Source organism: Exiguobacterium sp. OS-77, from assembly GCF_000414195.2.
GTDB lineage: Bacteria > Bacillota > Bacilli > Exiguobacteriales > Exiguobacteriaceae > Exiguobacterium_A > Exiguobacterium_A indicum.
In genome coordinates this window covers 915,510-929,140 of sequence record NZ_DF239008.1, presented here as the reverse complement: position 1 = coordinate 929,140, position 13,631 = coordinate 915,510, and the positions used below count along the sequence as shown (strand labels likewise).

Annotated in this window: 11 protein-coding genes; 3 read left to right on the top strand and 8 right to left on the bottom strand. The window is 47.7% G+C overall.

What is annotated here, in order from left to right; genetic code table 11:
• Positions 1–166: 166 nt before the first annotated feature.
• The 5 genes from EXG77_RS04480 to zapA are packed head-to-tail and all read right to left on the bottom strand — an operon-like array spanning position 167 to position 5,502.
• Positions 167–574: a DUF350 domain-containing protein gene (locus tag EXG77_RS04480; RefSeq protein ID WP_023469001.1), complete on the bottom strand. Its 408-nt coding sequence runs from the start codon at positions 572–574 to the stop codon at positions 167–169.
• Positions 575–584: 10 nt separating this feature from the next.
• Positions 585–2,951: an endonuclease MutS2 gene (locus EXG77_RS04475; protein WP_035396573.1), complete on the bottom strand. Its 2,367-nt coding sequence runs from the start codon at positions 2,949–2,951 to the stop codon at positions 585–587.
• On the bottom strand, positions 2,952–4,667 hold the full coding sequence (polX, locus tag EXG77_RS04470) for a DNA polymerase/3'-5' exonuclease PolX (protein ID WP_035396571.1): 1,716 nt from the start codon (positions 4,665–4,667) through the stop codon (positions 2,952–2,954).
• 46 nt (positions 4,668–4,713) lie between these two features.
• The gene (locus EXG77_RS04465) at positions 4,714–5,262 is read right to left on the bottom strand and encodes a CvpA family protein (RefSeq protein WP_023469004.1); all 549 of its coding nucleotides are present in this window, start codon (positions 5,260–5,262) and stop codon (positions 4,714–4,716) included.
• A 3-nt stretch (positions 5,263–5,265) separates the two neighbouring features.
• Positions 5,266–5,502, bottom strand: a complete 237-nt coding sequence (zapA, locus tag EXG77_RS04460; RefSeq protein WP_029342308.1) for a cell division protein ZapA — start codon at positions 5,500–5,502, stop codon at positions 5,266–5,268.
• Between the two features lie 120 nt (positions 5,503–5,622).
• Here zapA and rnhC point away from each other — a divergent pair, with 120 nt between their 5' ends.
• On the top strand, positions 5,623–6,543 hold the full coding sequence (gene rnhC, locus EXG77_RS04455; protein WP_023469006.1) for a ribonuclease HIII: 921 nt from the start codon (positions 5,623–5,625) through the stop codon (positions 6,541–6,543).
• 22 nt (positions 6,544–6,565) lie between these two features.
• Here the strand turns inward: rnhC and EXG77_RS04450 are convergent, their stop codons facing one another.
• Positions 6,566–8,032, bottom strand: a complete 1,467-nt coding sequence (locus EXG77_RS04450; protein ID WP_023469007.1) for a UDP-N-acetylmuramoyl-L-alanyl-D-glutamate--2,6-diaminopimelate ligase — start codon at positions 8,030–8,032, stop codon at positions 6,566–6,568.
• A 257-nt stretch (positions 8,033–8,289) separates the two neighbouring features.
• On the opposite strand from EXG77_RS04450, the gene EXG77_RS04445 reads away from it, so the two are divergent.
• On the top strand, positions 8,290–8,718 hold the full coding sequence (locus tag EXG77_RS04445; protein ID WP_023469008.1) for a MarR family winged helix-turn-helix transcriptional regulator: 429 nt from the start codon (positions 8,290–8,292) through the stop codon (positions 8,716–8,718).
• Positions 8,715–9,902 (top strand): MFS transporter, encoded by a 1,188-nt coding sequence (locus EXG77_RS04440; RefSeq protein ID WP_035396569.1) that lies wholly within the window; start codon positions 8,715–8,717, stop codon positions 9,900–9,902. Before EXG77_RS04445 ends, EXG77_RS04440 begins: the two co-directional genes overlap by 4 nt.
• A gap of 64 nt (positions 9,903–9,966) precedes the next feature.
• On the opposite strand, the gene pheT is transcribed toward EXG77_RS04440, so the two are convergent.
• Both pheT and pheS read right to left on the bottom strand, forming a co-directional pair.
• Entirely contained in the window at positions 9,967–12,363 is a 2,397-nt protein-coding gene (pheT, locus tag EXG77_RS04435) for a phenylalanine--tRNA ligase subunit beta (protein WP_035396567.1), read from the bottom strand.
• A 12-nt stretch (positions 12,364–12,375) separates the two neighbouring features.
• Positions 12,376–13,398 carry a phenylalanine--tRNA ligase subunit alpha gene (pheS, locus tag EXG77_RS04430; RefSeq protein ID WP_035396564.1) on the bottom strand — a complete coding sequence of 341 codons (1,023 nt, stop codon included), beginning with the start codon at positions 13,396–13,398 and terminating at the stop codon, positions 12,376–12,378.
• Between the last annotated feature and the right edge of the window lie 233 nt (positions 13,399–13,631).

The window sequence follows — 13,631 nt, the reverse complement described above, 5'->3', positions numbered from 1 at the left end:
ATTAGGCGTGGCTTCCAATAAAAATTCCGTACTGAAACGATGTCAGTACGGAATGATCACACGGTAAGACCGGTTCTTTTAATTAAATACAATCCAAAGGATACCGACGACCAAAAAGGCGATCGAAACCCCGAACATGATTTTCGCTAAACGTTCTAACACGGATTCACCCCACTAACGCTGATCCGATGACGTAGGACATGCCGATCGATAAGGCACATGAAATAATACCGACAGCAATGTTGCCGTTCTCGATTTCACGGTCTACCGGCAAATTCGGTGTCAGGAATTCAAAGATCCAGTATGTCGATATCAACAGTAAGAAGCCAAAAGCACTTTCAAGAAATATCGACCCGACCCGTTCTTCCCCTTGAACAGCGAAATGAACGATATTGGCGAGTCCGATGATTTTTCCACCTGTTGCTAACGCAACGGCGATGTTGCCACTCTTGATATGTTCCCAGTTTTTATACCGGGTTGTCAACTCAAAAAGTGCAAGTCCTAAAATGATCAGTAATCCCGCGACCGAATAGAGCGCTGTCGTATAGACATAGACGTTCTCAAAAATGTTCATCCTGCTTTCCTCATTTCAGTTCGATGATCGTCACACCGTGTCCGCCTTCACCTTGACCACCTAAGCGGTGACCTTTGACGTGACGATGACCTTTCAAGAATTCTTGGACACCTTGACGCATCGCTCCCGTACCCAGACCATGGATAACACGAATATGGTCGTAGTTCGATAACAAAGCTTGGTCCATGAAGCGTTCGAGCTTCGATAATCCTTCTTCAACACGGACGCCACGTAAATCCAGTTCAGCTGAAGGCGCCGATTGTTTCGTCACACTCGTACCACCAGAACGCCCTTTTGTTTGAGGACGTTTTGGAGTACTGCCGATCTTCGCGAGATCTTCCGGTTTGACGTTCACTTTCATGATGCCGACTTGAACGGTGTACTCGCCGTTCGCCTGTTGGTTGATGATATAGCCTTTTTGATTGAAGGTCGTGACTTTAACTTCTTCCCCTTTATCAAAACGTGGCGTTTGATCGTATTTCGCTTTAACTTTAGCGATCCGTTTTTCTTGCAGACTCGGCTTCGCATCTTCAAGTTTTTTACGTGCCTCGATCAATTCATGCTCTTTGACGGCACCAGCGTCTCGTAATTCCTTCAAACGTTTAATGACGCCTTCCGCTTCTTTTTGGGCACGTTCGACTGCACGTGCTGCTTTTTCTTCCGCTTTTGCCAGAATCTCATTTTTCTCTTCCTGGATCTCGGCTTGTTCTTGCTCGAATTGCTCACGCTCTGCAACGAGTCGTTTCTTCTCTTCTAGCAACTGAGCCTCTAACGTTTCAGCACGCTGTTTCGCCTCTTCCAGTCGTTCGATCATCGTCTCGACAGACTGTGCGTCGCTACCGATTTGACCACGTGCCGCATCGATGATCCGGTCTTCGAGTCCGAGACGTTTTGAAATCTCGAACGCGTTCGAACGTCCCGGTACACCAATGAGTAAGCGATACGTCGGACTGAGGGATTCAACATCAAATTCCATCGACGCGTTAACGACTCCTTCTCGGTTATAGCCGTACGCTTTTAACTCCGAATAGTGCGTCGTCGCTGCAACACGTGCTCCGCGCCGTTTCACTTCATCAAGAATCGCGATCGCCAGGGCAGCTCCTTCTGTCGGATCCGTTCCCGCTCCTAATTCATCAAACAGCACCAAACTCATGAAATCGATTTTCTCCATCATCGAGACGATGTTCGTCATATGCGAACTGAACGTCGACAAGTTTTGTTCAATCGACTGTTCATCCCCGATATCGGCATAAATCGCATCGAAGACACTGAGCTCCGTCTCATCTGCTGCCGGTACGTATAGTCCTGATTGCACCATCAATTGCAAAAGACCAATCGTCTTTAAAGTAACTGTCTTACCACCGGTGTTAGGACCGGTGATGACGAGTGATGTAAAATCGCCACCTAGCGAGACAGTGATCGGTACGACCTCTTCTTTTGGAATGAAGGGATGTCGTGCTTCCTTCAGAATGATATGGCGATTTTCATTCAAGCGTGGTTCAACCGCTCCGATCTGATGACCATACAACGCTTTCGCCATGATGAAATCAAGTTCTGCTAATACATCAAGATTGATGCGCAGCGAGTCACCGACACTCCCGACAAGTGCTGATAATTGGGCGAGGATTCGTTCGATTTCCGCCCGTTCTTTCAAACGCGCTTCTTGAATCTCGTTGTTCGCAGAAACGACGGCTTGCGGTTCGATGAATAACGTCGCTCCAGAAGCTGACTGGTCGTGGACGATCCCACCGAACGCTTGACGATATTCTTGTTTGACCGGGACACAGTAGCGATCATTTCGCATCGTCACGATGGCGTCAGACAGCATCTTCGCTTTACTACGTAAGACACTATCGATTTTTGAACGAACTTGTCCTTCGAGCGAACGCAACTGACTACGTAACGCTCGTAATTTATCACTTGCCGAATCTTGAACAGTTCCTTGGTCGTCAATGGCATGACGAATCCCCTGTTCGATCTCAACGAGCTTCGTGATCTGTTCGATTCGACTATCGAGTCGTGGTAATCGTAGATCCGGGTGATCCTCATGCAATCGTTCTTGGAACGCCTTCACTTGACGTCCTGAATAAACGACGTCTGCGACGGATAAAAGTTCACTCGTCGAGAGGACCGAACCAATTTCTGCTCGTTTCACTTCACTGCGGACATCTGTCAATCCACCGAACGGATAACGGTCACGCAACCGGTAAACCGTCGTTGCTTCCGTCGTGATGGCTAATAATTCCTTGACCTGCTCGAACTCTTCCGCCGGACGCATCGCTCGAACGAACTGTGCTCCAAGTGAGCTTGCCGTGAACGATAACATGTTTTCTTTTAACTTCTCATATTCTAAGACGCGTAATGCGTTGGCATTCATTTAATCCACTCCTAAACGTTTTCGACCGAAGAAAGCAAGTGCTGCTTCGGCACTCCACGTATTGATGACATCAGACGCCTCCAAATAGGCTTTACGTGCATGGAGGACTCCAAGTTTCATATCTTCTAACATTTCTGGTCGGTGTGTATCTGTATTGATCAAAATTTTCACACCAGCAACCTTCGCTTTTGCTAGGGAACTTGCCGTCAAATCGAATCGTGCCGGGTTTGCATTCATCTCAAGCGCTGTTCCTGTCTCGGCTGCTAGTTCGATCAAGCGATCAACGTTAACGGCATAGCCCTCTCGTCTACCGATGATTCGTCCTGTCGGATGGGCAATCAGAGAAACGTAAGGATTACGACACGCATTCTCAAGCCGTTGCATGATCTCTTCTTCCGTCTGATCGAATTTCGAGTGAATCGAGGCAATGACGTAATCCATCTCTTTTAAGAAATCATCTTCATAATCGAGCGACCCATCAGGCAAGATATCCATCTCGACGCCACATAAAATCGTCATCTCAGGATGTTTCTTGCGTGCTGCTTCGATTTCGACACGTTGCGCACGTAGACGTTCTTCCGTCAATCCATTGACGAACTTCATATACTTACTATGGTCGGTGATCGCCATCCATGTATACCCTCGTGCAGCACACGCATCGACTAATTCTTCAACAGATAATGTTCCATCTGACCATGTCGTATGCATGTGTACATCTGCTTGGATATCCTGTTCCGTCAAAAGGCGTGACAAATCCTGCTCGAACTCTTGACGCCCTGCTCGTAATTCAGGTGCGATGAACGGTAAGTCGTACCGCGCAAACAATTCTTCTTCCGTCTTCGGCTGCACTAATCCTCGCTCGGTCTCAACGCCATATTCAGAAATGCTCTCTCCCCGTTCTTTGGCAAGTTGACGCATCCGGACATTGTGATCCTTCGAACCCGTGAAGTGATGTAACGTTGACGCGTACGCCGCGTCATCGACGATTCGGAAATCAACCGCGATATAATGGACGTCTCGTTTTAAGACGAGTGATACTTTCGTACTGCCGGCAGCAATGACTTCATCGATGAGCGACAGTTCCAATAGTTGCTCCTTGATCCGATCCGGTTCGTTCGTCGAGAGGATGAAATCAAGGTCCTTGCACGTCTCTTCTGCTCGGCGGAAGCTCCCACCAACTTCGAAGCGAATGATTTCATCGAACGACGCAAGGGTCTGATTTAATTCCGCAACGACCTTCCGCATGACACCATACGGTAATCGTTCCGGTCGTGTTTCAAACGTTTCGAGCGCTTTGACGTACTTTTCGACCGTCTTCTTACCGAATCCAGGCATCGTTTCGACTGTACCATCCGCTAATTTCTCTGCAAAGGAATCCGCATCAATGACGCCGACTTCATGCAATTTAGCAAGTTTCTTCCCACCAAGACCCGGGATCTTTAGTAAAGCGATCAGTCCTTCCGGTACTTCTTGTTCGAGTTCCGTCAGTGCCGTACTCGTTCCCGTTTCCCGGTACTCCTCAAGAACAGCGGCCGTTCCTTTACCAATCCCCTTCATCGCCGTGAAATCCTCGATTGCCATGAAGTCAGCATCGGATGCTTCGAGGATACTTGCTGCTTTTCGGAAAGCATTGATCTTAAACGGATTTTCCCCTTTAACCTCTAGATAGACTGAGATTCGTTCCAAGTGACGCATTGCATCTTGAATCGTACGCATGTGCAATTCTCCCCTCAAAAAAAGCTCCCATTTAACGGGAGCATGTTTATTTTATCAATCCAACTTTGTCCATCAGCCAATTCGCAAGGAGCGGTGTATGTTGGATGATGAAGCTTGCCAAACTCGAGTCTGCGATCGCATCCTGTATCGACTGAATCGGAACGAATGCCGCTAAGAACAAGAGCAAGAAGATGAAGATATACATCTCGATGAAGCCGAAGACGCCACCTAATAATCCTTTGACTTGTTTTAAGATCGGGACATTCGTCAACGAATCAAACATCGACAATAAGATCGCTAAGATGATTTTTGTACCGAAGAACAGGACGACGAACCAAAAGGCTTTATAGAACACTTCATCGAGTCGTGCTGAACTTGGAATTGCGAACATCGTCAAATCGATTCCCGCATCATCCAGCGTCGACGGATATGGAACCCACAAACGGAATTTCGTCGCCAGTTCCTCATAGAACGACAAGGCGACGATGAAGGAAATGATCAGGCTGAGCAAATGCCCGGCCTGCAATACGACTCCCCGTCGGACACCTGTCATGATGCCTAAGGCGAGAAGTAATAAGATAACGAAAGAAATCATAGTTTATAGTTCACCCAAATTCTTTTTTATTTTTACGTAATCACTACCAATATTAAGCGCCGCTAGGACGGCGATTTGACGAACGTCGAGTTGTGGTGCTTGTTCTCGGATTTCTCGAATTTTCGTATCGACGAGGAGACCCACTTCGCGTACGTGTTCTGGCGACTCCGTTCCGACAATCGTATAATCATTGCCTGCGATATGAATCGTCGTCCGGTTCAACCCTTCTGAATCAGCCATTTTTCTGTCCTCCTCATACTTTGCTTCTTTCATATAGTACCATCATTTTCGTTTTAGGAAAAGAAGTCCCCCATCGGTCTTAAGGATGGTATGCTTAATCCCGGAAAGGGAGGTTATCTCGTGGGAACTATCGTTTTACGCTTATCTAAAGAAAAGCAAGATCTCGTCATACAAGAGTTTAAACAAGGACAGACGAAGAGTCCACCGTATGCTCGTTTCGCCGCTAAAGTACCCGGATGTGTCATCACGATTTACAATTCTGGAAAAGTGATGTTTCAAGGAACCGAAGCCGAAACGATCGCTTCACGCTTCGGCACGGCTACACCGACTAAATCGAAGGAACCACTTGTTTCAACGTTACCAAATGGTTTTGCAGAATGGTCCGTCGCTGGCAGTGACGAAGTTGGAAAAGGCGATTTCTTCGGTCCACTCGTCGTCGTCGCTTCCTTCGTTGATCGAAAGCAGATTGCACTCCTTCGAGAACTGGGTGTACGTGACTCCAAGCACTTGAATGACACGGAGATTCGAAAGATCGCCCGTGATCTTCATGCCGTCATTCCGTACACATATCGTATCCTACACAATCCAGAATACAATCAAATGCAACGCACGATGACACAAGGAAAGATGACTGCCCTGATGCATAATGATGTCCTGCAGCGACTTCTTGACAAACTGGAGACGAAACCAGAAGCGATCTTGATAGATCAGTTTGCTGAAAAGACCGTTTACTATAAACACTTGTCTGGTGTCATCAATCCCGTTCGAGAAAATGTCTACTTCTCGACCAAGGCGGAACAACTCCATGTCGCCGTCGCTGCCTCCTCGATCATTGCTCGCGCCATCTTTTTGAAGGAGATGGACAAGTTGAGTGAAACAACAGGTGTCGTCATTCCGAAAGGTGCTGGTGCTAAAGTGGATCAAGTCGCTGCCTCACTGATTTTACGTTATGGAGCTGACAAACTTCGTGACTGGACGAAAGCCCATTTTGCGAATACGAAAAAGGCACAACAACTAGCTGCGAAACGAAACCGACCATGACCTTAACGGAATGGTCGGTTTTTTAAATGACGGACTTCCCTTCAGACAGTCGTTCTAATTCCGCAAGCAGTATGTGTTTTTCATTAAAAGGAATCGTTTTTGTACCGATTCGTTCTACCTCGTCATGACCTTTCCCGACGATGACGATGCGTTTCCCTTCGTGCGCCAAATGTGCTGCTTGTACAATCGCTTCGTGACGGGATGTATGACACCCTACTAAATGTTCACGTGAAATATCGACGATTAACTCTTCGATGATTCGATCCGGATTCTCTGTCCTCGCATCATGGACCGTTGCGATGATGTGTTCACAATATTTACTTGCGATTCGCCCCATCTCCGCTCGTTTCGTTCGATCACGCTCTCCAGCTGCACTTAAGACGACCGATAGCGACTCTCCGGAAGAAGTGAGTGCCTGCAAACATTTTTCTAGACCATCCGGTGTATGGGCATAATCGATATAAATCTCACAAGGTGCCCAGTCCAGTCGTTCGAGTCGTCCTTTCGGCAATTCCAGTTCTGGAATATGACGAATCAACGTATAGAGGTTGGCATCGCCTGCCCGCAACAATCCCATCGCTGCCGCTAAATTCGCTGCATTGAACTCACCTAGTAAAGCTGTCGGCACACGTGTTGTCGTCTCGTCAATCCGCACATTGACGGTATCCGTCAGCCATTCGACCGCAATCTGTGACGTTCGGTGGGGTTTCGTCGTATACCAGATAACGGGTTGCAAAGGCGCAGCTTCTCGCATGACGCGACTCCAACCATCTTCTCGATTCAAGACGATGGTCCGACCATTTGACGCAGCGACTTGTTGAAACAACAAAGCTTTCGTCTTTGCGTAATCTTCCATTGAATGATGATAATCCAGATGATCATGCGTCAGGTTTGTAAATGCTGCCGAGTGGAAAGACACTCCCTCGACTCGACCTTCGGCTAGTGCGTGAGAAGACACTTCAATGATGCAATCCGTCACGCCTTTTTCAACCATTTCATACAACAGTCGATGTAAGATGATGGCTTCAGGCGTCGTATTCGGCGTCTCAATGAGTTCCTCGTCAATTCGTGCACCGACCGTGCTGATCATGCCGGCTTTCACACCTGTTGCTCGAAAGAGATCATACGCCAATTTCGTCGTCGTCGTTTTTCCGTTTGTTCCGGTTACACCGTAGACACGCATCTTTTGACTCGGTTGATCGTAAAAGCGATTCGCGACTTGACCCGCAAGTCGTTTCGTATCCGGCACGGTAATGACGGGAATCGGGCAATCCGGAAACGATCGTTCAGCTAAAATCGCCACAGCCCCGTTCTCGATTGCCTGATTGATATAATCGTGACCATCAACCGTGTAGCCGTTGATACAGATGAATAATCCGCCAGGTGTGATTTGTCGCGAATCGGTTGCGATATTCGTAATGAGTGGATTGATTGCTTCCTTTATAGTGAGTGGTAATAGTTCATTCAGAAGCTTCGCTAGTCGATTCATGATGTACTCTTCCCTTCTTGTCTCTTCTCTATGTCAAGATGAATTAGTGAACCAATCACATAAACAGTCGTATCCATTGTTTCAAGTAAATCAAATACTCTTTTACGGAACATACCCGCTTTAAGACCTGCTTAATCTTTTATCATGCTAGAAAATTATTCTCTTCAATGCTCGAAATGAGCGTTTCTTCCCTTGCACCTATTAATCAGCTTTGATACACTCTTAAAGTTAACTAGTTAACTAAAAGGAGAAATAGGATGCTCTACACACAAGAAGATGTACTCGGACAACTATCAAAAGTCTCACGTCTCGTAAAACGAGAGATTGATGCTACCTTGCTTCCCTACTCGTTACATACGGGTCAATGGGCACTAATAAAAGCAGTTGCATTACTACAACCTGTCTCACAAGTCCAACTGGCCGATTACTTAATCATTGAAAAACCAGCTGTGACGAAAACCGTCTCACGTCTTGAGACGCTTGGTTTCATTACTCGGATAAAAGAAGGACGAACACACTTTGTCTCATTGACACCTTTAGCTATCGAACGGTTCGACCAAATCGATGCTGCGGTCCAAGAGACCCACCAACGCTTACTCGCCTCCTTCTCCCTCACCGATCAGCAACAGCTTGGTGAGTGGATGACGCACCTACTTACTCTACATCGACAGGAGGAATCTTCATGACCACTCGGTTATTCTCGCGTCATTACGTCATGACGCTGATCATTAACCTATTGCTCTTCATCACGTTTTATCTACTTAATGCCTCACTTCCTTTACTAGCTGCTAAACAGTTTCCAGTCTCCGCTTCAGCACTCGGGTGGATCGTGACGAGTTTCATCCTGGCAACCGTCTGTTCTCGCCCACTGATCGGTCACTGGTTAGATCGTTATGATTTAAAGCGTGTCTTAATGGTCTCTGCAAGTCTCTTTACATTAATGAGCCTCTGCTACTTGCTTGTCCTACCACTGGAATCATTCTTCTATTTAATCGTTATTCGTATCATCCACGGGTTTAGTTTCGGAATGTTATCTTCTTCGATCAGTCTCGCCGTTACGACATTGATTCCAAAAACACGTCAAGGTGAAGGGATGGGCTATTTCGTCCTATCGATGAACTTGGCATCCGTCCTCGGTCCTGTCATTGGTCTAACCTTTATTCAAGAAAAAGCATTTGTTCTGTACTTCGTGACAGTTGCTGCCCTAGCAGTCATCGCCTTGTTGTTAATGATGCGTCTACCGCTGACGAGTCAACATATTCCAAGCACGTCCGCGTTTCGTTTAAGTCAGTCCCTCTTCTTATCACGTCCGCTTTTGTTGATAGCAACTCTGTTGGCAGGCGTTGCGATTTCTAGTACATCAGCGTTTATCTCACTGTATACGGACTCGATCGGACATGTCGCATATGCTTCTTATTTTTATGCATTAGTCGCTCTCGGGATGGTCGGGATTCGACCGATTGCCGGAAAATTGTTTGATCAGCGAGGAGCTGCATTCGTGTTGTTGCCATCGTATGTTCTTTATATGATAGGCTTTGTCATTCTCGGCATGTATCCTTCGTTTGCCGGTTTATTGCTTGCAGCCGTCATTATTGGAGTCGGTTCTGCTTCCATCTTCCCGGGCCTTCAAACCGTCCTCTTGAATTTCGCACCTCCTGCACAGAAAGGGAAAGCCATCTCGACCTTTTTCCTTGCTTACGACACAGGTTTTGGAATCGGTGCCTTGATTCTTGCTTCTGTCGCAAGCGGTATCGGCTATTCCAATATGTTCTTGTCCTGTAGTCTGATCGTTCTCGTAAGTGGTCTACTGTATTTCACCTTTACGAAACGACAAGCTGCGTCATCTGAAACAGAAGAACTTGCTTCTTGAATCTGTCGTCAAACGAAAACAGCCGCCTTCCTCTGAAAGGAAAGCGGCTGTTTGTTTATCCTGGTTATGCGCGAAGTTCCGCATTGAACGTTTCTTTCACTGCATCTACGACTCGCTGTTGCGCTGTCGTGATTTCTTCATCGACTAACGTCCGTTCTTTGTTTTGATAACGGAGGGAGAAAGCGAATGATTTTTCATTCTCTCCAACGTTCTCACCCGTGTAGACATCGAACAATTCGATCGTCTGAAGAAGTGGACCGGCTGCTTCCGTCATGACATCGACGATGGATTGCGCCGTCACTGATCGCTCGACGACGATTGCTAAGTCGCGTGTCATTGATGGGAAACGTGAAATTTCCGAGTAGACCTGCTCTTCTTTCGAACGTAGTGCCATCGCCTCTAATTCAAAGACGTACACTTCTTTTAGACCATACTGTTCTTTTGACAGACCAGGATGCACTTGACCGACGAATCCGATCGCTTCTCCGTCAAGCAAAATGCGCGCCGTCCGTCCTGGGTGCATCGATGGAATGCTCGCTGCCTCGAACGTCAACGTAACACCAACTGCAGAAGCGAGTGTCTCGACGATTCCTTTCATGACGAAGAAATCTGTTTTGACGAGCGTTCCGTGCGCACGGTGTTGTTCTGACACACCGACTGCGACGCCACCGATCATTTCTTGTTCAATCGGGAGTGTCTCAAGTGACGCATCCCGTTGCAGATAAACACTGCCGAGTTCATAAAACGCGACATCGGCATGCTGTCGTGCGACGTTATGCTGCGCGACTTCAAGGAGTCCCGGAATGAGTGACGTCCGCAGTGTCGAACGTGCTTCACTGATTGGCATCGCCAATTTGACCGGATGCAAATCTTCTCGTTCATTGAATTGCATCGCGCGTTGTTCGCTCGTCAATGAATACGTGATGGCTTGCGAAAGACCTGCTCCCTGCAATGTCCGGCGTAAATGACGACGGTGAATGTTCCGTTTTGGTAAGAAACCACGGCTCGCTTCAGACGGTAAGCTTGAAGTCAGTGCATCATATCCGTAGAGACGAGCGACTTCTTCCGCTAAATCAGCTGGAATTTTCAAGTCTTGGCGGCGAGTTGGTACGCTAACTGTCAAGGCATCACCCGATAATTCAACACCGAGACCAAGACGTTCGAGTAACGTTTGCATGACCGTTCCTTCAATCTCCATACCAAGACGGTGATTGATGTACGAGACACTCGCTTCAATCAAGTGATCGTTAAGCTCGAGCGTTCCTGCTTGAGCGACACCAGCCTGAACCGTTCCACCCGAGAGTTCAGCAATCAAAGTTGCAGCCCGATCGAGTGCTAACAAGACACGACGTGGATCAACGCCCTTTTCGAAACGAGCACTCGAGTCCGAGCGAAGTCCAAGAACACGGCTCGTCTTCCGGACGGAAATCGGTGCGAAGTAAGCTGATTCTAAAATGATCGATGTCGTGTTTTCATCGACTTCGGTATTCGCTCCGCCCATGACACCAGCAAGCGCGACCGGGTGTTCACCGTCAGTGATGACGAGCATCGAAGAATCGAGCGTCCGCTCGACTTCGTCGAGCGTCGTAAACGACTCTCCTGCGTGCGCTTGACGCACGACGATCCGTTTTCCGAGTTTTTCAGCATCAAATGAATGAAGCGGTTGACCTGTCTCGAGTAAGACGAAGTTCGTAACGTCGACGACGTTGTTGATTGGACGAATCCCGTTCGCGATCAAGCGGTTTTTTAACCAAGTCGGTGATTCTTGAATCGTGACGCCTTGAATTTCTCGTGCCGCGTAGAACGGGCAGTCCTCTGAATCAAGCGTCACGTCGACTGCCGTCGCAGTTTCTGCTTCGTTGACTTCAACGACCGGGAAAGTCGGTGTCGTATCGTAAAGCGCCGCCACTTCGTATGCGACACCATACATGCTGAGGCAGTCCGACCGGTTCGGCGTTAATCCAAGTTCGAGGATTTCATCACGTAGACCGAGTAACTCCAAAACGTCTTGTCCTGGTGTGACTGGTTCACGGAACGTATGGATCCCGTCCTGCTCATCTTCTCGGATATATTTCTTTTCGAATCCGAGTTCTTCGAGTGAACAGATCATCCCTTCTGAGACGACACCTCGTAATTTAGCACGTTTGATTTTAATACCTGGCAGGCGAGCTCCGACGCGTGCGACGATGACATCTTGTCCGGCTTCGACGTTGGGTGCACCACACACGATTTGGACCGGTTCGTCTTGCCCGATGTCGACCGTCGTGACATTCAATTTATCTGCTTCTGGATGTTTTTCTTTCGTTAATACACGTCCGACGACGATGTTGTTCAACGCCTCATCCCGGACATCTACGCCTTCGACTTCGATTCCGCTCTTTGTAATCAAATCAGCCAAATCTTGTCCTGATGTATGACTGACATCCACATATTCGTTCAACCATTGTTTTGAGACTAACATCTGCGTTCCCCCTTAAAACTGTTCGCTGAAGCGAACGTCATTCGTATAGAAGTGGCGAATATCATCGACACCGTATTTCAACATGGCAATCCGTTCGATACCCATCCCGAATGCGAAACCTGACATTTTCGTGCTATCATATTCGGCCATTTCGAGCACGTGAGGATGAACCATTCCAGCGCCCAGAATTTCAATCCATCCCGTCTGTTTACAGATGTTGCATCCTTTACCGCCACATTTGAAGCACGAGACGTCGACTTCGACGGACGGCTCCGTGAACGGGAAGAAACTTGGGCGTAAGCGGACTTCACGTGCTTCACCGAACATCTGCTTCGCGAAGGCTTCAAGCGTTCCTTTTAAGTCTGCCATCGAAATCGATTCTCCGACGACGAGTCCTTCGACTTGCATGAATTGGTGCGAATGCGTCGCATCATCTTCGTCTCGACGATAGACTTTACCTGGGCAGAGAATGCGGATCGGTTCACCTTTAGAAGCGAGCATCGTCCGTGCTTGGACCGGTGACGTATGCGTTCGCATCAAAATTTCTTCCGTGATGTAGAACGAGTCTTGCATATCACGTGCCGGGTGATCCTTCGGTAAATTCAACATCTCGAAGTTGAACAGATCTTGCTCGACTTCTGGACCTTCCGCAATCGTATAACCGAGTCCGACGAAGATATCTTCGATCTCATCCGTCACCTGTTGCAAGAGATGCGCATGACCGACCTTTTTCGGACGTCCTGGTAACGTGACGTCAATTGCTTCCGCTGCCAGTTTTGCATCCATTTCTTGTTGTTTGACAGCTGTCAGACGTTGTTCCAATTGCTCCTGGATCGCTTGACGAACCGTATTTGCGATCTCACCGACAACTGGTCGTTCTTCCGCTGATAACTTTCCCATTCCTCGTAATACTTCTGTGATTGGTCCCTTTTTCCCGAGATACTTGACTCGGACGTCATTGAGATCTTTTTGTGTTGTTGCCTGATCGACTAATGTCAACGCTTCATCGCGTAATGCTTCTAATTGCTCGCGCATCTTTCCCACTCCTTTAGTTGAAGATATAAAAAAACGTCCCTCCGGCAAATGCCGAAGGGACGATGTAAACACCGTGGTACCACCCTTGTTTGACTTTTCAATCGAAAAGTCCTCCAATTGCGCGATAACGGGCGCATCCCGTCACGATCTCTCGTGCGACTCCGGAGTGAATTCGGTTAGCAGATTCATGAAGCAGTTTTCAGTCTACGACCGCTTCTCCCTGATTGAATCGT